The organism is Candidatus Saccharimonadales bacterium (assembly GCA_035480635.1).
GTDB lineage: Bacteria > Patescibacteriota > Saccharimonadia > UBA4664 > DATIHN01 > DATIHN01.
Genome location: DATIHN010000016.1, coordinates 24,494 through 43,131, shown reverse-complemented (window position 1 = coordinate 43,131; position 18,638 = coordinate 24,494). Strand labels below are relative to the sequence as shown.

The 18,638-nt window shown below is 51.9% G+C and carries 21 protein-coding genes and 7 tRNA genes; 16 read left to right on the top strand and 12 right to left on the bottom strand.

What is annotated here, in order from left to right; genetic code table 11:
• The first annotated feature begins 28 nt into the window (after positions 1-28).
• Positions 29-379 (top strand): VOC family protein, encoded by a 351-nt coding sequence (locus VLE72_01900; protein HSX14641.1) that lies wholly within the window; start codon positions 29-31, stop codon positions 377-379.
• A 15-nt stretch (positions 380-394) separates the two neighbouring features.
• Here VLE72_01900 and VLE72_01895 read toward each other — a convergent pair whose 3' ends face one another.
• Positions 395-904, bottom strand: coding sequence for a hypothetical protein (locus tag VLE72_01895; GenBank protein HSX14640.1), 510 nt, complete (start codon positions 902-904; stop codon positions 395-397).
• 116 nt (positions 905-1,020) lie between these two features.
• Here VLE72_01895 and VLE72_01890 point away from each other — a divergent pair, with 116 nt between their 5' ends.
• The 4 genes from VLE72_01890 (at position 1,021) to VLE72_01875 (ending at position 3,599) form a co-directional block, all read left to right on the top strand.
• Positions 1,021-1,395 carry a phage holin family protein gene (locus tag VLE72_01890; protein ID HSX14639.1) on the top strand — a complete coding sequence of 125 codons (375 nt, stop codon included), beginning with the start codon at positions 1,021-1,023 and terminating at the stop codon, positions 1,393-1,395.
• Positions 1,379-1,600, top strand: coding sequence for a preprotein translocase subunit SecG (secG, locus tag VLE72_01885; protein ID HSX14638.1), 222 nt, complete (start codon positions 1,379-1,381; stop codon positions 1,598-1,600). The genes VLE72_01890 and secG overlap by 17 nt, the downstream gene beginning before the upstream one ends.
• Complete coding sequence (locus VLE72_01880; GenBank protein HSX14637.1) at positions 1,600-3,351, top strand: ABC transporter substrate-binding protein; 1,752 nt, start codon at positions 1,600-1,602, stop codon at positions 3,349-3,351. The genes secG and VLE72_01880 overlap by 1 nt, the downstream gene beginning before the upstream one ends.
• A 162-nt stretch (positions 3,352-3,513) precedes the next feature.
• Positions 3,514-3,599 (top strand) — tRNA-Leu (locus tag VLE72_01875).
• A 178-nt stretch (positions 3,600-3,777) separates the two neighbouring features.
• Here VLE72_01875 and VLE72_01870 read toward each other — a convergent pair.
• Positions 3,778-4,134: a hypothetical protein gene (locus VLE72_01870; GenBank protein ID HSX14636.1), complete on the bottom strand. Its 357-nt coding sequence runs from the start codon at positions 4,132-4,134 to the stop codon at positions 3,778-3,780.
• 228 nt (positions 4,135-4,362) lie between these two features.
• Between VLE72_01870 and VLE72_01865 the strand changes: the two genes are divergently transcribed.
• The 9 genes from VLE72_01865 (at position 4,363) to mscL (ending at position 9,845) form a co-directional block, all read left to right on the top strand.
• Positions 4,363-4,779 carry a hypothetical protein gene (locus VLE72_01865; protein ID HSX14635.1) on the top strand — a complete coding sequence of 139 codons (417 nt, stop codon included), beginning with the start codon at positions 4,363-4,365 and terminating at the stop codon, positions 4,777-4,779.
• 25 nt (positions 4,780-4,804) lie between these two features.
• Entirely contained in the window at positions 4,805-5,257 is a 453-nt protein-coding gene (locus VLE72_01860; GenBank protein ID HSX14634.1) for a hypothetical protein, read from the top strand.
• Positions 5,258-5,334: 77 nt separating this feature from the next.
• The gene (gene purD / locus VLE72_01855) at positions 5,335-6,591 is read left to right on the top strand and encodes a phosphoribosylamine--glycine ligase (protein HSX14633.1); all 1,257 of its coding nucleotides are present in this window, start codon (positions 5,335-5,337) and stop codon (positions 6,589-6,591) included.
• Between the two features lie 35 nt (positions 6,592-6,626).
• Positions 6,627-6,953, top strand: coding sequence for a hypothetical protein (locus tag VLE72_01850; GenBank protein ID HSX14632.1), 327 nt, complete (start codon positions 6,627-6,629; stop codon positions 6,951-6,953).
• A gap of 164 nt (positions 6,954-7,117) precedes the next feature.
• Positions 7,118-7,206 (top strand) — tRNA-Leu (locus VLE72_01845).
• 138 nt (positions 7,207-7,344) lie between these two features.
• Complete coding sequence (locus VLE72_01840) at positions 7,345-8,103, top strand: ABC transporter permease subunit (GenBank protein HSX14631.1); 759 nt, start codon at positions 7,345-7,347, stop codon at positions 8,101-8,103.
• The gene (locus VLE72_01835; protein HSX14630.1) at positions 8,103-8,843 is read left to right on the top strand and encodes an ABC transporter ATP-binding protein; all 741 of its coding nucleotides are present in this window, start codon (positions 8,103-8,105) and stop codon (positions 8,841-8,843) included. Before VLE72_01840 ends, VLE72_01835 begins: the two co-directional genes overlap by 1 nt.
• Before the next feature lie 494 nt (positions 8,844-9,337).
• Positions 9,338-9,414, top strand: a tRNA-Val gene (locus VLE72_01830).
• Between the two features lie 41 nt (positions 9,415-9,455).
• Positions 9,456-9,845, top strand: a complete 390-nt coding sequence (mscL, locus tag VLE72_01825) for a large conductance mechanosensitive channel protein MscL (GenBank protein HSX14629.1) — start codon at positions 9,456-9,458, stop codon at positions 9,843-9,845.
• On the opposite strand, the gene VLE72_01820 is transcribed toward mscL, so the two are convergent.
• The 10 genes from VLE72_01820 to VLE72_01775 form a co-directional block, all read right to left on the bottom strand.
• A complete protein-coding gene (locus VLE72_01820; GenBank protein ID HSX14628.1) occupies positions 9,846-10,190 on the bottom strand; it encodes a hypothetical protein in 345 nt (114 codons plus the stop codon). It abuts the gene before it with no gap.
• A gap of 11 nt (positions 10,191-10,201) precedes the next feature.
• Positions 10,202-10,807, bottom strand: a complete 606-nt coding sequence (locus VLE72_01815) for a dihydrofolate reductase family protein (protein HSX14627.1) — start codon at positions 10,805-10,807, stop codon at positions 10,202-10,204.
• A gap of 227 nt (positions 10,808-11,034) precedes the next feature.
• Positions 11,035-11,110, bottom strand: a tRNA-Gly gene (locus tag VLE72_01810).
• A 135-nt stretch (positions 11,111-11,245) separates the two neighbouring features.
• Positions 11,246-11,321: transfer RNA gene (locus VLE72_01805), tRNA-Phe, on the bottom strand.
• 48 nt (positions 11,322-11,369) lie between these two features.
• A tRNA-Leu gene (locus VLE72_01800) sits at positions 11,370-11,456 on the bottom strand.
• Positions 11,457-11,626: 170 nt separating this feature from the next.
• Positions 11,627-11,700 (bottom strand) — tRNA-Cys (locus tag VLE72_01795).
• A gap of 1,176 nt (positions 11,701-12,876) precedes the next feature.
• Positions 12,877-14,700, bottom strand: a complete 1,824-nt coding sequence (locus tag VLE72_01790; GenBank protein HSX14626.1) for a helicase C-terminal domain-containing protein — start codon at positions 14,698-14,700, stop codon at positions 12,877-12,879.
• A 1,144-nt stretch (positions 14,701-15,844) separates the two neighbouring features.
• Entirely contained in the window at positions 15,845-16,591 is a 747-nt protein-coding gene (locus VLE72_01785) for a hypothetical protein (protein ID HSX14625.1), read from the bottom strand.
• Positions 16,592-16,742: 151 nt separating this feature from the next.
• Positions 16,743-17,264 carry an NYN domain-containing protein gene (locus tag VLE72_01780; protein ID HSX14624.1) on the bottom strand — a complete coding sequence of 174 codons (522 nt, stop codon included), beginning with the start codon at positions 17,262-17,264 and terminating at the stop codon, positions 16,743-16,745.
• A gap of 18 nt (positions 17,265-17,282) precedes the next feature.
• Positions 17,283-17,561, bottom strand: coding sequence for a DUF2103 domain-containing protein (locus VLE72_01775; GenBank protein ID HSX14623.1), 279 nt, complete (start codon positions 17,559-17,561; stop codon positions 17,283-17,285).
• A gap of 149 nt (positions 17,562-17,710) precedes the next feature.
• Here VLE72_01775 and VLE72_01770 point away from each other — a divergent pair, with 149 nt between their 5' ends.
• Positions 17,711-18,004: a hypothetical protein gene (locus tag VLE72_01770; protein ID HSX14622.1), complete on the top strand. Its 294-nt coding sequence runs from the start codon at positions 17,711-17,713 to the stop codon at positions 18,002-18,004.
• Positions 18,005-18,050: 46 nt separating this feature from the next.
• Entirely contained in the window at positions 18,051-18,611 is a 561-nt protein-coding gene (locus tag VLE72_01765; protein HSX14621.1) for a LemA family protein, read from the top strand.
• Positions 18,612-18,638: the final 27 nt, after the last annotated feature.

Sequence of the window (18,638 nt, the reverse complement as noted above, 5' to 3'; positions counted from 1 at the left end):
TCTTTGCGTTGGCCAGGAAGGTCAAGTGATGGCTCGCCAAAGTCGACTCAGATACATTACGATTGACGTCAACGACATGCCGACGGCAGTCAAGTTCTGGAGCCAGGCGTTAGGTGCAACACCCGAAGGCCAGTCCGACACCTTCCAGCGATTGGTTGTACCCGACAGCTCGGTGGGTATATTTTTGCAATTGGTGCCTGAACCCAAGACGGCCAAAACCCGCATGCACCTTGATTTGGTGGCAACCAATCCGACGGAGGAGGTGGAACGCTTGGTTAAGCTAGGCGCCAAAGTCATTCGACCGCTACCAAAAGCCGGTTTCCAATTTGCCGTTTTGAGCGACCCTTTCGAAAACGAGTTTTGCGTCTTACCAGAATAAAAAGTCGAGCTCCGTCTAACAACGGAGCTCATTGGAACTTTGCAGAAATTGGATGTATCGCTGCAGTCGGGCCCGGGTAGATGGGTGCAGACGCTTGAGGTCGTCTTCGCTCAAATCCATCAGCCTTGGTTTTGCGATTAGCCAGTGGTCGACTCTTTGGGAGTAATGAAGCCATTCACCGCCATACACCCTACCGTAGTGACCGCAACGACACTTACCGTGGGGGAGAAGGCATTCGCGGCAGATCAATACCAGGCGTCTCCTCAGTTTTTGAACCAAGTTCTCAAAAACCGCTCGTGCTGATTTTACTTTGGCGAGATCACTACGCTCCGGCTCACTGTCGTTTAGGAAGTTGATCAGATCTTCGATCTCTACAAAATCTTTGTAGTTGAGTTCTCGTTGGACAAAGGTGATATGGCCTTCCAGGGCTAGTTCTGCGACTAGCGTAGTCAGTTCGTTGATGCGATCAGCATCTGCCAACGGTTGAACTTCGACATCAAAGCGTTTCAGAAGCAGTTCCGGCATAACAGCACCTCACTGTCAAGATCGGGTTATGTTATCGTATCAACGGGATCGCAAAAACACAACTGAAGCAGTGAGTCTCGCAACGTGTGAGCCCTCATGCTACAATGGTTGGCGCAATGCTGAAACAGTTTTTACTGCGGTGGTTGGTCAACTTCCTGGGTTTGTGGATAGCCGCCAATTTAGTCACAGGAATCACGTATGGCGACAAAGTTCGCTATCTTGTTTTTGCAGCCTTGATTTTTTCGATCGTCAACGCTTTGATTCGGCCGCTGGTGATCATTCTGGCCCTGCCAGCCATTGTTCTAACGTTGGGGCTCTTTACCCTAGTTGTTAATACTCTAATGCTCTACCTGGTGACTGTCTTCTACCACCCATTCCACGTCAATTCGTTTTGGGCAGGGCTTCTGGCCGTCATCGTTATCTGGCTAGTTAACTATCTCTTAAACGACTTACGTCAACCTAATTTGGAAAAGCATGAAAAGCCTGTTTAATATCGTGGCCGCTCTCTCGGCCGTCCTCATGATCGGTGCCATCCTTATGCAATCTCAGGGTTCAAGCCTGGGCACAGCCTTTGGTGGTGAAAGTAATGCCTACCGCAGTAAACGCGGAGCCGAAAAGTTGCTCTATAATGCCACCATCATTCTGGCGGTCATTTTTGTATTATCGCTACTGTTGAGCTTGTTGTCTAAAAGTTAATGTTTGCTTATTTTCGGTTTCGTTTCCAACGTCAGCGGCGGCGCCTGCGCCGAGAATTCCGGGTGCTGGCCAGTTGGAGTCGAAATTACATCAATCGTCACATCTGGGGTAAATGGCGTCAACTGGGCATCATTCGCCGCTTGGTAGTGGTTTGGTGGGGGTTAGCCATTGCACTGGTGCTGGCCTTACTCTGGCAGAGTGGCCAACTCAGTAAGCCCTACCACCACATTAGCCAAGCCAAAGGTGCCGTCATGGCCGAGGGTTCAGTTGGTCAGATCAAAGTCATTAATCCGGTCCTGCCAGACACTCAGGCTTCGGCCGATGTCAGCCGACTGATTTTTAACGGTCTAGTACGTTATAACACCAAGGGTGCCCTGGAGCCGGATTTGGCCACCAGTTGGGATATTAGCGCCGATGGCAAAACCTACACCTTCCATTTGCGCCGGGGCGTCAAATGGCATGACGGCGTGCCATTTACCTCGGAGGATGTGGCTTTCACCTTGGCCGCCATCCAAAATCCCGATTCTAGATCGCCGGTGGCGCCCAGCTGGCAGGGCATTACGGCCGATCCAATCGATGAGTTGACGCTAGTCTATCATTTACCCAACGCCTACCCGCCCTTCCTAGCGGCTTGCACTCAGGGCATCATCCCGCGACATTTGCTGGAATCGATTGAACCCTCAGCGCTGAGAGCTAATGACTTTAACCAAAAGCCGGTTGGGACCGGTCCTTACAAAATCTCTAGTTTCGAATCGGCCGGCCATCGTGTAATGCTTACGGCCAACAACGATTATTACGGCGGTCGGCCCAAAATTCATCAATTTGAATATCGCTGGTACGATTCAACATCGAAGCTGCATGAGGCCTATGCCAAGCGCCAAATTCTGGCCTTTGGAGACGTGGAACCCAGCCAAATCAGCCAAATCGCGGGTTTGCCCAACCTCAAGTTACATACTTACTCTCAACCTAATCAGTCAATTTTGATCATGCGCAACTCACAAACCATCCTTAGAGATAAAAACGTCCGAGCGGCTATCAATCTGGCAACCGACCGCAATCAAATTATTAATGATGCTTTGGTTGGGCAGGCCGATATAAGCGCTGGGCCGCTACTGCCCGGCCAGGTGGGCTTTGCTGGCAAGTTGCAATTGCCCAAAACCAATTTAGAGGCCGCCCAGAAGTTGTTGGACCAAGCTGGCTGGGTTAAAGGCAACGATGGCTTTAGGGCCAAAGACGGTCAAGTTTTAGAGCTAACTTTAGTCACTCGTGACGGCGGGGTTTGGCCACAGGTGGCCGGTGATATTAAGACCCAACTGGCTCGAGCTGGCATAGCCATTAAGGTGCGCACAGCCGATTTAGAGACGTTGGAACAAACCTACATCCGGCCACGTAATTACGACCTGTTACTATTTGGCTATCAAATCGGCCCCGACCCAGACGTTTACGCTTTTTGGGAATCATCGCAGGGCAGCGATCCCGGATTGAACTTAGCTGTCTATAATGCGCCAATCGCCGATAAGGCCTTGGAAGCTGGTCGCATCAACCCCAACCCCCAAGTCCGCAAAGGCAAATATTTAACTTTTCAGCAGCAGTGGTTGGCCGATGTGCCGAGCGTGCCGCTCTATAGCACCGACTACATATATGCCGCTTCCAGTAGAGTGGTTGGGATCAGCGGGACTAAATTAATGGACCCGACCGATCGCTTTTACAATATTCAGAACTGGACCATCGCCGAAGCGCCAGTGCGCTAAACTAGTAACGAGCCTTGTTTTAGCGTAAAATTGTGGTTTTAATAATACGAAGCGAAAAACCAATCCGCCATTTGGCGGATGTTTAGAGCTTCGAGAGGAGAAACTGTTTGTAAGCTGAAGCAAGTTGGATTACTTGCGTAAGCTGGAGTACAGTTTGGACGAGGGCGAGTGGTGAAATGGTAGACACGCTAGCTTCAGGAGCTAGTGGGGGCAACCCCGTGGAGGTTCAAGTCCTCTCTCGCCCACCAAAATATGAACTTTAAGACACTTCCTTGTGTCTCTTTTTTATTGGTAACGGTTAAGTATGTTGGGAACTAATTCCTTAAAATAAATGAAACCGCCCCGCGAAGAGGGCGGCTCTATTGTGAGCGCGTCCTTACGCGTAGGCGGATTACCCAACCGTTCATTGATCTCAGACCTTAAAGATCAAGCAGTCATGGGTTGAGTTAGATCGTTCTGTGATCTTCTTAAGGCCTCGTCGTTTGACATGCCGACGGCTCGGAAACAGACATTGACGCTTGGCAAGGCCGCCTCAAGCTGCTCGGCTCTGTCCCGAGCCGTGAACAAGCAAGCTGGAGCCGTCTGGCAATTTGGTAGCCTTTCTATAAAGGTCCAGCTCCAGAATCGGTACTTGATCTGATAGCGTAAGTAGTACTCGTGCCAATCCAAATCGCCTAAGTCGCCGACTTGGTGGTACTTCGACGATGGTCGAACGGTGACTTCACGAGGCGGTTTGAGCGACAATCGAGCAATCCAGCCATCGAAATCCTTAATCTTAGGCATTTGATACCATCCTTTTGGATATGGTACACAACTTATCCCGGGCAAGGTGACTAAGTAATTTTGCGATTCGGAATGAAAATACACAAGCGTAAGTTAATTGGCGGGCATAATGAGTTAGGGCCACACGAGTATGTTATTCGAGTAACGTCCCGTTCCCCCCGCTAAAGTTATCAGAGTTTACATTACCTTTATGCTATTATGATGCTGACGTCGAGGTTTGGAGAAACCATGACAGCCACCCGAGTTGCACCTCACAGAATTCGGCGCTTCGCCTGGACCAAAAAACTTTCAATGGAGATCGCTAGAGCCTCTGCGGCCATCGCAAAATCCGGCGAGATCGATGACTACGACAGAGCCAACCTCGCGGGACTCGCCAATCGACTGCTCAAGGCCATCAGGTGGTACAAGCAACTTGATGACCACTCAGATCGGCGTCGAGTTCAGGAAAAGTCCAGTGCCTTCGCCAGGTTTGCTATGGCAGAGGTTTCTGACCAGACTGAAATCCCAGCCTACCTAGGCAAGATTGCCAATGGCTTGCTGGGGTTAGCTCGAACCGGCCAAATCGAAGCCGATGCGGCCAAGACTCTCAAGGCTCAGCTCAACCAGATGGGTAACTTCTTCGAGCAAGACGGTTGGCGCGAGTAGTCGTGCAAGTGACCAAGGAGCTCCCATGGCAATGATGATGGCAATTGGCGGTTTTCCGCGCGACCGACGAAGTGGACCCATGGGCTTCGGTATCGATTGGCTGCTCGAAGATGCCTATTTCCCGTTGGTACGCCAGGAAACCCATCCCGGTCTGGCCAAGGCCGATGGCATTAGCCGCTTCATCGACCTGCTGTTTGCAACCATCAAACAGATTCGATCCGATTCGACGGATCTTCGTCACATCCACATCTGGATGTCCGATCCGAGGATTCGTTTCACTGACGATGTCATCAGCTACTTCAGCGAGACAGAGGGTCTCGACGTTGCTGACTTGCCGAAGCGCCTAGGAGCGATCGCCAACACTTTGGTGCGGCTGCGTCGGACTGGCAAGATTGAACCGACGGAACGAATGGTCATACTAGATCTGCTCCTAGCTATGATGCGGCATTTTCCGGCCGAACCGCACTTCGGGTTCTAACTTCTCGGCACTGCCCCACCTTCGGGTGGGGTTTAACTTTACCCACAATCGCTCAGACGGATGTTATAGTGGGGCTTATGAATGTACTGATAATTGGCGGTGGTGGGCGGGAGCACGCTTTGGGCTGGAAAATCGCTCAATCACCTAAATTAGACAAACTTTATTTTGCTCCCGGCAATGGCGGCACTCAGGCTCTTGGCCAAAATGTTGATATCGGGGTTCAAGACTTTGCCGCTCTAGCCAAGTTTGCCCAAGCCAACACAATTGATCTGACAATCGTGGGCCCGGATGATCCGCTGGCGGCTGGCATTGTTGATTATTTTCAAAAGCGAAAACTAGCAGTCTTTGGCCCAACCAAAGCCGCGGCTCAAATTGAAGCTTCCAAAGCCTTTGCCAAAGGCCTAATGCGCCAAGCCAGAGTGCCGACGGCCGAATTTCAAGTCTTTGATGATCGTACCAAAGCCTTAAATTATATTGAGCAAGCCAAATTTCCGATCGTGGTTAAAGCCAGTGGCCTGGCTTTGGGTAAAGGTGTCTACATTTGCCAGAACCTGGCTGAAGCCAAACAAGCCATCGACGACATGATGGTCGCTAAACTGTTTGGCGAAGCCGGCGATCAAATCGTGATCGAGGATTATTTGGATGGCCAAGAAATCTCGGTGCATGCTATCACCGATGGCACTAGGGCTTTAATGTTTCCTTTTGCCCGCGACCACAAACCGATCTTTGATGGCAACAAGGGTCCCAACACCGGCGGCATGGGTGTGATTGCTCCGGTACCGGCTATGATTTCGGAGCAAGATGCCCATGATCAGTTTGTTCAACCGATCATTTCAGCTCTCAAAAAAGATCATCAACCCTTTAGCGGCTGTCTCTACCCGGGCCTCAAAGGTAGTGGTTCTGATTATCGGGTGTTGGAGTACAATGCCCGCTTTGGTGACCCCGAAACCGAAGTTTACATGCGTTTGCTGGAAGACGATTTACTGGAACTGCTTCTCGAATGTGCTAAAGGCCACTTAACCAAAACTAGTTTAAGCTGGCGGCCGGGTTTTGCCATTTCGGTCGTACTGGCTTCGGCTGGATACCCAGGTTCGTATAAAAAAGGCTTGGAAATCAGCGGGATCGAGGCGGCCGAAGCTGATCCGGATGTGGTGGTTTTCCACGCTGGCACCAAGGTATCCGATGGCAAACTCCTAACCAATGGCGGGCGGGTCTTAAACGTCACCGCAGTTGGCGTGACGCTTGAGCAGGCTCGGACCACGGCTTATCAGGCGGTTGAAAAGATTGATTTCAGTGGCAAGCAATTCCGCTCAGACATTGGCGCCGGCCTCTAGCGATCAGCCACTAAAATTGTTATGCTAATTTAACCATGGTTGTAAAACGTCGCCGTTCACCCATTTTTCAATTGACCATCATTGCCATCCTAGGCGGATGTATTTTGCTAATTAATTCCAACACCCAACTGGGTCTGATTTTGTTGGGGATTTTCGCTGTCAGCCTAGCCTTAGTTATCGAATACAATAGCGGCCGGATTTGGCGGCAGTACAAACGCAATTACCAGCCCAGCCGCCGTAAATGGTTCAACACCTTAAACAAACCGCGCGACATCTATAATTATTTGAACATTTACGTGCTCTGGCCAGGCGTTTTCATCCTCGGTATTTGGGCCATTTACACCGGCCTGCACCTCCAGTAATTGAGTTTGGTACGAAATTAAACTAAAATCTGTTAGTCCAATTGATTGACGAAGCGAAAAACCAATCCGCCATTTGGCGGATGTTTAGAGCTTCGAGAGGAGAAACTGTTCGTAAGCTGAAGCAAGTTGGATAACTTGTGTAAGCTGGAGTACAGTTTGGACGAGGGCGAGTGGCGGAATTGGTAGACGCGTCAGCTTGAGGGGCTGGTGGCCCGTAAGGGTCGTGGAGGTTCAAGTCCTCTCTCGCCCACCATTGGCCGTCGCTCAACCATAAGTTGAGCTATGGCCAATTGGAAGCGAAAGATGAGCGTAGCTTAATGCGAAGTTCATCTCGCCCACCAACGGTTGTTCTTGGTGAAGCCGTTTTTATAAAACTTGTTATACTAAGCGTATGCGGTATGCAGCGCACTTGCGCACCAGTAAACGCCAAAACATTTTGCAATCGCACTTTAAGAGTGGGTTGATAGCGGTTGTGGCCTTTGCCGTGGTTGGTGGTTTAATTTTTTGGATCGCCCAAGGTTCCCGCCTGAGCTTTCATGATTTTTTGGTCGGTTTCGGCTATAGCCTTGCCCGTACAACGATCGCCTATATTATCGCTTTAACTCTAGCACTCAGCCTGGCACTACTCACCACCGTCAACACTTGGGTGGAAAACTTCCTCCTACCAATTCTGGATGTGATGCAGAGTTTCCCGAGCTTTGCCCTGTTCCCGGTGCTGGTTGGGGCCTTAGCGCACTATCCGGAAGTCGTCATCATATCGGTTTTGGCGGTAGAAATGATCTGGCCGATTCTATTTGCCATCGTCGGCAGCCTCAAAAACCGGCGCGAGGATTTGGAAGAAGCCGCCACCATCTTTGGCGCGCTGGGTTGGAAGCGTCTGCGACATTTCACTCTACCAGAGCTTAAGCCGGCCATCATCACCGGTTCAATTGTTGGTTGGGGCGAAGGTTGGGAATTTATTATTGGCGCCGAACTTCTGGTCAGTGTTCATCAAGGCGTCGGTCACTATTTAGGTCAGCTTGGCAATGCTCACCAGAATGCACTGCTAGCCACCGGCATAATTGCTTTGATGTTCTTGCTCTTCATCATTAACAAAATCGTTTGGCTGCCACTGCTCCATAATGCCACCAAATATCAGGCGGAATCATAATGGCCGAAGTCCTCAAAGTCGAAGATATCTGGAAATGGTACGGTCGTGGCCGCAATCGCATCGATGTTTTGCGTAAAATTAACTTTAGCGTTGAAAGTGGCGAGTTCGTTTGCATTATTGGCCCTTCGGGCAGCGGCAAATCGACATTACTTCGAATTATCTTGGATTTAATCAGCGCTAATAAAGGTAAGGTCGAGCCCCAGGAAAGCGCCCGCATGACGATGATCTTCCAAAACTTTGCCCTCTTTCCGTGGCTATCGGCTCAAGATAACATTAGCTTTGGCTTGCGCATGGCCGGAGCACCGCAACATCACATTGAATCAACCACTAACCACTTGATTGATGCGGTGGGGCTGAGGGGCTGGGAGGATAAACACCCCAAGGAATTGAGCGGTGGCATGAAGCAGCGAGTCGGAATCGCTAGAGCCCTAGCCATGGAACCGCAAATCTTGCTAATGGACGAACCATTTTCGGCTCTCGATGCCTTTACCGCTCAAACCTTGCGTGAGGAAACTTTGAAACTCTGGGAATCAGAAAACATCACCGTAGTGATGGTAACGCACTTGGTTGACGAGGCCGTCCAACTAGCCGATCGCGTAATTGTGCTGGGTGCCCGACCCGGCCAAATCGTCGATACTATTGCAATTGACTTGCCCCGGCCCAGACCAATGCGCAGCGACAAATTCTTTAAATATGTTGATAAAATTGAAGCTCTGGTCAAAAAGTTTCACCAAGAATAATTGAAAACACCCCCGGAGGGACCCGCACGAATGCGAGTATCTCGGAGGTGTTGTACGAAGATTCGCACTTGGTCAGAGCAGTGGTCCGCGTCGTCTGCGCCCGCCGATGGGGAAGCCGAAGACTTCGTCGACGATGTGCTTGACTTGGCGATCCTGCTCCTTCTTTCGCCCGAGCTGGTAGCTGGGGCTGGTGGAGGAACCGCCGTGGACGCCTTGAGAGCTCCGGCGACCGGCTTCCATGTCTCGTTCGGCTGCCTGGCGGGCGGCACCGACTTGCCTGGAGGGGCAGCCGGGCTTGTGTGTGAATCCCAGGAATAGGTCGTATTCGCCACCGCAACAGTCTGCGGCCATGGTTTACTCCATTCGAATCGAGGGTAAGAAGTTACTTCGAGAGAACGTTTAAATATTATCATACTTTAGTTTATTTGTCAAACACAAAAAGACTAGCTATATACTTGCCAAAATTTCAAAAAGTTATTAAAATTACACGGTTCGGGCGGTTAGCTCAGTTGGCTAGAGCGCCTCGTTTACACCGAGGAGGTCGGGGGTTCGAGCCCCTCACCGCCCACCAGCCATATTTATGCTAAGATACGCTTGTAAAAGAGGCTTGTAATGAAAGAATTTCGCCAATTTTTACTCAGAGGTAACGTTGTTGATCTAGCCGTTGGTGTGGTGGTTGGTGCCGCCTTTGGGGTACTCGTCAGCTCATTCGTGAGCGAAGTTCTAACGCCCCTAATCGGTGCCATTGGATCAGGGCCAAACTTTCAAAACCTAGCGCTGACCATCCACAAGAGCAGCATCCACTATGGTATTTTCTTAAATTCTCTAATTAGCTTCCTAATTGTTGCCAGCGTAGTCTTCTTTTTCGTGGTCAAACCCGTTAACCATTTGACTCAAAAATTTTCCAAAGGTGGGGAAGTGGCCAAAAAGTGCCCAGAATGCTTGAGCGAAATCCCAGCTATGGCCACCCGCTGCGCCTTTTGTACTACTAAGTTTGACTAGCTAAGCTTCAAGCCCAGGCATCGATAGCATTTCGAGCACATCAATGGTGGCATCGGGCCTTTTCAAATGCGGGTGGTTTTTGAGCAAATCCAGTACTGCTTCTTTCGATTCGCCCTCAATTGTGGCGTAGCCGTTGACCGGACTATCGCTAGTGGTTAAACCAGACGTAGTAACTCGACTGACGGCTTGCAATGGCAGTCCAAAATCGAACTTAACATCCTCGGGTAAATCGTCACGCCACTGTATCCACTCGTTCATAGAGGCCTTCATTTCTTCTGGGCTGGCGTTGGCCATTAGCTCGTTGGCTTTGGCTGATGAGTTATAAAGCACCATAAATTTTGGCATATCGTATCTCCTTATTTACTTTCTAAATCTCCAACAGTACCGGTGTTGACTTTACCAGCTCGCTTGTAATTAGCAAAAATTACTCCACTTGATGTAACTGAACTCTCAGTTAAGGTAAATGCTGCCGGAATCGCACCACCCGCAAACAACTTTTTGCCTTCACCAAGCGTCAATGGGAAAAATTTGAGCCAGAGTTCGTCCACTAAATCATTCTTAAGCAGGAGCTGAATGAGTTGACCACTGCCGTGGACTTGAAGGTCGGGACCTTTTGAATTTTTGAGTTTCTTGATATCTGCCAAGCTTTCTAGAAAAACCGAGTTTTGCCAATTCGACTTTTTGACGGTTCTGCTCATAACGTATTTTGTAACATCATTGATACCCGGCCAATCGTCAGTGTGTTCAGGCCAGTAAGATGCAAAAATCTCAAAGGTTTTTCGACCCAACAAAAGGTCGGCCGGTTTCATCTGTTTTGCCATGACCTTACCAGATTCTTCGTCAAAATACGGTGCCACCCAACCACCATATTTAAAACCGCCCGATGTATCTTCGTCCGGCCCACCAGGTGCTTGCATGACTCCATCTAGTGTAATAAATGATAAGACGATTATTTTGCGCATATATATTGGCCCCAAAAGTTTTACTCTACAACCATCTTATCCCGAGCATAAAATAATGTCAGCAGTAGATCTAACAATAATACTGGTGCGGGTACCGGGACTACTCTGTATAACTTTGTCGCATGCTCGAAGTAAACTTCTGCGCGTGCTCCTAGTTATCAAACCCTATCCCGGGTTTTCGCTCTGAAACCGGCAACGAAACAGGCTACCTCGTGAGCCTTTTTCGTTGGTGCGGGTACCGGGACTCAAACCCGGGGCCTCTTCCTTGGCAAGGAAGCGCTCTATCAGCTGAGCTACACCCGCGCGTCAAAACCGACCTCCAGCCTCCGTAAATTGGCACCAATTTACTTTCGGCTTACAATTCGGTTTCTCCTTTGGCTCATCAAACAGCTTGGCTTGGTTTGATTTCGCCTAATAAAATCAGATTTTCTTAAAATCTGGTGGCGCCTGTTGGATTCGAACCAACGACACGAGGCTCTTCAGGCCACTGCTCTACCAACTGAGCTAAGGCGCCACGTTGTATCGGCACATTCTAGCAAAAATTCGAATGCCCGACTATCTTTGGTGGGCGAGGAGAGACTCGAACTCTCAAGCCATTGCTGGCAGCGGATTTTAAGTCCGCCGCGTATACCAATTCCGCCACTCGCCCTGGTTTTACTTGGAGGCACCAACCGGAATGTGGCTTGGCAGCCACCTCCCTCGGTGCTCGGCAAGAACCAATTTATTGTCCCTTGCCTGCGCGCCTACGTCCACCGAACCTACGCTTTCGCTTCCGGCTTCGTAGGAATCCAGCACAGACAAATGTCTGTACCAAATTCCTGGAGGCACCAACCGGAATCGAACCGGTGTAAAAGGTTTTGCAGACCTCTGCGTAACCACTCCGCCATGGTGCCTTGCTTGCAAAACGGCTTAAATTATATCTTAACTTAAAGTTATCGAAAAGTCCCAGACCAATAACGAAATTGGCTTATTAATTGAAAAGGCGGGGAAGCAGTTTAACTGCCTCCCCGCCGCTTACCCAACTGAACCATTGAACAATGCAACGGACTCGAGCGGGCTGTGGAATGCCGTGAGCTACCGAGGCCCACAAAGCCGGACTGAATCCTAGCGTAGGGCTGGTGGCTAGCAAGCCAGCCACCCAATACTATGCGATGCTGAAAGCGACATTACTACAGAGTAGCGAACCCAAGTCATAGTGGCCGATTGCTCGGCCACCCTTTACCCTATCGAGCCGTACTTCACGCAAAACAACAGCACTGTGCATCTCTCGACTTGACGATATTTCTGGTGGAAGCATCGTCACTCCCACCCCGAAGCCGGCCGTGTCTAAAGTCAGCATGGCTCGCCTAGCCTGAACAGACCGTAATTTTTAACGGGGTTACACAACCCCGCCCCGTAGTCTAGTAGACCGTTCCCAGATCAACGCAACGACATCATAGCCAACCCGAGCTGACGGAAATAGTGGCGGAAGCATTTCTGCTTCCGCCCAATTCGCTGCTCAACAGAAACGCAAGCTACGTGGCCTTGGCATACGTCAACGGAGAGGGGGTCACCATACCTAAGGTTTGACGAAGACACTAATGCCTCCGTCCCAGACCGTAGGCCACCGGGGATAACCTTAGCATAGCTAAGCAAATTTTTGGTGGAGTTGGGTACTCCACCCGATACCCAAGAATAAGGCTGAGTCCAACGGCTCGTGCTACCCTACCACTGATTTTCATGGAGAAGCTGTTTGGCTTCTCCACCCAAGATGTGGCAGACCGAAAACTGGCAAACCATACCACACCTTAACGAAAGTTTTGTGGAGAGGCCAACTGTTTCGCCTCCCCACCAGGACCAAACTCCGCCCTATAGCAGCGCGCAAAGCCTGACCTAGCCGAAGCTAATGATTGGCAGCGACCAAAGTCGCTGCCCCGCACCAATCAGTAGATGACGGCACAAAAGTTGAGCCCGCGTTACCGAACCAGATAGTTTGTGGAGAGGCCCATAGCTCGGCCTCTCCACCGACAACTTAGCCTGCTTCGCGCTGCACTAACGTATCTAGCCTGGCTCTACCGTAAATGTGTTCCTTACGACTGAGCTTCCATCAGCTCGAGAACGCGCCCGCAGGCCTCCTCGAATGTCAGGCTGCCGTCGTAACTGTCCTTGAGCCATTCCGGCAGTGATGCAAACAGGAAACGCCGGAACTGTTGCGAGATGAAGATGGTGGCACCACGATCACTGGCACTGCGGATATTGCGCCCGCGCACCTGCAGAGCTTCAATCATCACTCGCCAGTTCCAGACCTTCCAGTAAGAGCCGTTGCCAAAGCGTCGCCGCTCGAACTGAGCGAACGGGTCGTTGGGGTTGGGGTAGCCCGGTCGTAGCACAAACGTGACTGGAGCAATCTCCTCTGGCAAGTCAACGCCCGAGCCGTAGTTGGCCACCGTGCCCAAGAGCACCGTCCCTTGACCTTCCCTGAAGGCCGCCAGAGCCTGACGGGGGGTCAGGCCATCGCCGTAGCTGACTACGTCGACATCTTCCTCAGCTTCTTGGCAGAGCCAAAGGAACTTGTCGCGTTCGCGGTTACTAACCACAATCACTAGGCTGCGGATATCCTTTTTGGCAAAGTCGCCACAGGCTCTGGCAATGTGGCGTAGCACTCTGGTGGGTTGGTTACGGCTGCGCTCCTTCTGAGCCAAGTTGGGCGTATCTGTAGGCAGCAGTACCAGGGCGTTTTCTGCTGGGAACGTACCCGGCAGGCTCACGAATGGCAGTTGAATGCCGGTTTCGTAGCCAAAGACGGTGTTGTCGCCAATGGTCGCCGACATGGCCAGGGTGTTTGGGCTGAGCAGCTTGCGCACTAGACCGGCTACGTGGTAGCTCTTGATGATGAGCTTATAGTTGACCCGGTTCTCGTCGGTTACCTCGTTGTCGCTGTAGGCGTAGGTCACCAAGTTGAGGGCGTGGTATTCACCGGTCGGCAGAGCATACCCCAGAGAGCGCAAATAGCGCCCCAGGTTTTGGGTCAGCCGCTCTAGCCTGGTTAGCACCTCTCGGTCCTCGTAAGGATCGATTTCGCCAGTCTTGATGGCACGTGCAATACGCTTCCGAACAGCCTCGGCGTCAATTTGACCAATCGCATCCAGCAGGCGAACAATCTCGCCGTCCGTTAGCAAGGTTGGCTGCCCCTGGGGCTTGCGCTTCAGGATAGCGACCATATTGCGCAGGAATTGCTTGACCGATTTGGCCTCGTCGTCGGCCCCGATGCTCTCCAGCAACATCACACTGCGCCGCAGTTGGAAGTCGGTGATTTCGTAGCTGAGCGCGCCGCGAACGACTTTGGCAATCTGGTCGGCCTCGTCAATCACCAGCCCATCGGGGGGCTCAAAGTCCCCACGAAAGACGTTATTGAAGAGGTAGAAGCTCATGGTGCAAACCAGTTTGCGCGAGCGTCTGGCCTCGAACTTGGCCTGGTAGTAGGGGCATGGCATAGCGCCCTCTTCCACGGTCTGGCCAGTCTCTACGTCAACGCGGTGGGGACAATTGGTTAAGGTCAAACAAGGAATCTCGTCGGCCTTAAAGGGTTCGTCCTCCTCGTCGTAGTAAAGGCAGTCGTACTCACTGCGGCCATAGGCGACCGTCATATCGGGGTGGAGCTCTTTCCACTGGTTTACGTGAGTCTTGTTGGGAGCAATAGCCACTAGTGAGGTAGCGCCAGCTCGTTCCAAGGCCTCGAGGTAGGACCAGCCAACGGCGGTCTTGCCGGTGCCAGTCGGTGCCTCGAGTGTTTCACTACCGTGTTCGGCGATGGCGGCAAAGGCAGACAGTTGAGAGTTGTTGGGGCGACGGTACTGACGGGGGAAGCAGGTCATGAGGTTCTCTTGCGACAAGGCGTCACTGTAATCGCTCATGCGGTTCCCTCCTTTCTATCTATTCGAGTGTCAAGGTGTCCGGACTGTCATCAGGCCGAGGTGGCATCGTATGTGAAACGATAGCACCATAAGAACGATGAAAGTTGTTGGTGGGGAAGGATTTTAGTCCCTCCCCACCCCTTAGGAAACTCAAACGAGACACACAACAGAGTAATCAACTCTACGCTAGTCGACCACAATGTCGGCAGCGGCCGGAGCCACTACCCCGTAGCTAAGCCGATAGCACTCTACTGTAGGGATCTCAACCTTACCACAAGTGTCAGCGAGACCGTTCAAGCGGTCTCGCCCCTAAGTGTGCCAAGCTCGACGACGACAAACCAGGCTCAACCACACAGTGGACTAACCATGGTGGGAGCTTTGTGGTTCCCACCCCGTACCAAGCATGACAACGCCATGGCTGGCAAAAGCCTAATCCACGGAACGTCACCGTGACTGATGGCAGCAGCCGGAGCTGCTGCCCCTTGCCTTAGACTACGCAGCTATGCTTTACGTGAGCTGGCAGTACCAAACAATAGGGTTGGCGGGAGAATCTTGGTTCTCCCGCCCCGAGCAGCAGAATAGCTAGGCCTATGGAGCCGAACCCTAACCCAGTAAACCTTACATAAGGTAATGGCGGCAACCTGTCGGCTGCCGCCCCAAAGTCCACCAAACCCTAGTCATGCGGGCCATACAACTGCGTGGGCGACACTGCAATGGCGGACCCTACCGGAGTTATAGTAGCGGTCTGGCGACCGCTACCCCATGCCTAACTGGGTGGCATCACAACGAAGCAGGCCGGACCACACCGTAGGGCAGGTTTGGCAGTAGCATGACGGCTGCTGCCCGGTAGATAACCACACTAAACGCTGACCAACCCAGCGGAACCAAGCCTAGCCCAACATTAGGTATGGTAGGAACATCAGTCCCTACCCGGTACCGTAGTTCTGCAAGCCTTTACCTACACGACCCCACTGTACTCGACCAGACTATTTGCGAGAACTTGAGTTCTCCCTCCAGAATTAATGGAACTTAAGATGCACAACGAGATGGCTCAGCAGACCAAAATTTGTCTTTTGCCACATGTATGAGGGCAAAAGAAAGTGGGCCGAGGCACGAAGCCTCGGCCCACAAGTCGGTTGGCCGGCTAAGTGCTGGCGAGTTCGTGAACCTTGCCCTGGCCGTTGTCCGCCGCCGTCATGGCGTTGGTGGCCAGTACGAACTCCGGTACCTCGGCTGGATCGTCGTATTTGACCAACGAGGCCACTTGGAAGCAGCCGAACTCGCCACCCTTGCCGGGGCGGAAGTCGCCCAAACCCTGGCTGGCACCAGCGATCTCGAATAGCTCACGAATGCGCGAGGTGTCGATGCTGGTGGATGCCTGGATGCGGACGCGGAAGGCCCAGTTACGGAAGAGCGGCCGCACGATCGCTACCGCCACCGGCTTGGCAGCGTTACCCCCGACGCCCTTGCGGACATCGCGTTCGTACTCGGAGTGACTGCTGAAGCGGATGAACCGCTCACCGTCGGCGTTGAAGCTCAGGCAGACTGGATCGATCCGCACCAGGGTGCGCAAGCGCGTGCTGGTAGCGGTGCTGATCATCTGCCGAGCAGCCTTACCGGTGGGTACTGAGCGACCAGCTTCCCTCAAGGCCCCCTGCAGCCACTGCCGCGGGAAGCCGTAGTGGCCGTCGGTGTCCCTCATCAGCTCGGCCTTAACGTCGGCCTGCTCGATCACAGGACGGTCAGCGGGCCAGGCAACTGGACGCTTCTCGGCGATGGCCACGAGCTGGTCGCGACTCATCGGGTTACAGAGCATGGGCTCGTCACCGACACATACGATGTCGATGGTTACCCACGTCGGTTGGTCGGTGGAGTTTGCTGTACCTGCCATACCAGATCCCTCCTCGGGATGTAGAGCGCTCTAATCAAAGAGCTCTTACCCAAATTTGAGCAAGATAGGTTATTCTAGTATTTTTTTTGAACTACGTCAATGCTTTTATCAAAATGTTAACCCCCTAGAATCCAAATAGACTCTAGGGGGCTTATATCCAGGCCGGGGCGGCAATAAGTGAGCGTAGAAGACCTGGGTGTTGAGTGTCGAGCCAGTCGAGTTCATGTACTCGCACGAAGCTGGGCCAAGCCACCGGTTGAGGTGAAAGCACGACGGTGTCTTTGCCCATGGCTTGGGCATTAGATAACAAGGGGACGTAGTCCCGGTCGGCCGTCACTAATACCAGCGTGTCGAATCGATCCCAAATGGTCACCACCTGCTCCACCAGCCAGCTGTCGGGGTAGCCGACGGTACGGCCGCGAATGGCTCCCCGCCGCCATCGCCGAATAGCGATACCGGCTGCCACCAACTCGCGCAGATAATGCTGCTGGAGAGACATAGCTCGGTCGGTTTGCGGAACCGTGTAGCAGCCCAGGCTCCAGGTGGTGTGATTGGGGAGCAGTTCGGCTATCACTTCCACCAAGACCCCTGGGGCAAGTTGACTCTTGAGCTCCCCAAAGAGCGTGCGGTCGATGTTATCGCCATCGATGGCAACTAATGCGAACTTCGGCATCTCCACGTTGCTTCACCCCTATAGGTTGTTGAGCTTACGAGCAAGCACGTCTGGTACGGATGTGACAACGAAGACCTCCTGGATTGCTCCCCCAGACTGAGCCTGGCACTTCAAACCGGTGTCGGTGGGGTATTGGACCTTGAGCTTCAGGGCTGTATGTATGCCGGTGCGTTTGATGCGACCAGGGATGATCGATTTGATCTCCGGCCAGTCTTCGATGCTTTCGAGAAAGTCGCGAAGGCCCGAGATCATATGGTGATCGTACTTGATTTTTGATGATCCTTTTCGGTGCTTCACGTCTCTCCTTAAATAGGCGAGGTCCTGAACCGCCCAAGACTACCATAATAGCTCTGTTAAGTCAAGGAATCAGTTATTAGGAATAGCTAAAAAAATCGGTTTAAGTATTCCGCTTATGCTATAATAATAGTATAAAAATAGGATTCAAAATGGCCAAAAGTAAAAACCCAACCCTTATTAAACTCGACCGCAGCCGCTTGGCTGCCTTGGTCGGATTAATTTTAGCTATCGTCTTCATGGTGTCGGTGACCGATAACGTCTCGACCAAAATCGCCCTAGGTGGCACCGGATCGCCCAATAGTTACGCTGGCCTACCGGCGCTAGCCGCCGTAGCGCTGAGTTATTGGTGGGATCGGCGCCTGCGGTTGCTAACAGCCTTTACCTTAGGCATCATGCTAGCCAGTTATTACATCTGGCAATTCGGCCTTCATTTCGTAGCATAGTTAGCCCGGCAGCGCTATAATATACCCATAAGCAAAGGATAATATTATGCTTTTATGGATTGTTGTAATTATTGTTATCTTGGTCCTGGGGTGGCTGTGGATGGCCTACAACGGGCTCATCAAATCTCGCAACCGGACCGATGAGGCCCTGAGCGATATTAACGTCCAGATGAAGCGCCGCTTCGATCTGATCCCCAACATTGTTGAGGCCGTTAAAGGCTACGCTGCCCACGAAAAGACGGTGCTAGAGGACGTCACCAAAGCGCGCACTGCCGCCATGGGGGTCAGCCAAAATGATCTAAACGGTCTGGCTAAAGCTGATAATCAACTGAGTGCCACGCTTAAATCTTTGTTTGCGGTGGCCGAAAACTACCCCGACCTTAAGGCCAACCAAAACTTCTTGCAGTTACAGCAAGAGTTGGTTGATACCGAAGATAAAATCCAAGCTTCGAGGCGCTTTTACAACGCCAACGTTCGAGATTTCAACACCGAGCAGCAAGTCTTCCCAACTAATCTGTTTGCGAAGGCCCTCGGTTTCTCAGCCAAAACATTCTTTGAGGTCGACAACGAAGCTGCCATTGCCGAACCGGTTGCAGTCAAGTTTTAGCTCTATAAATCTAATTTTAGGAGCCGA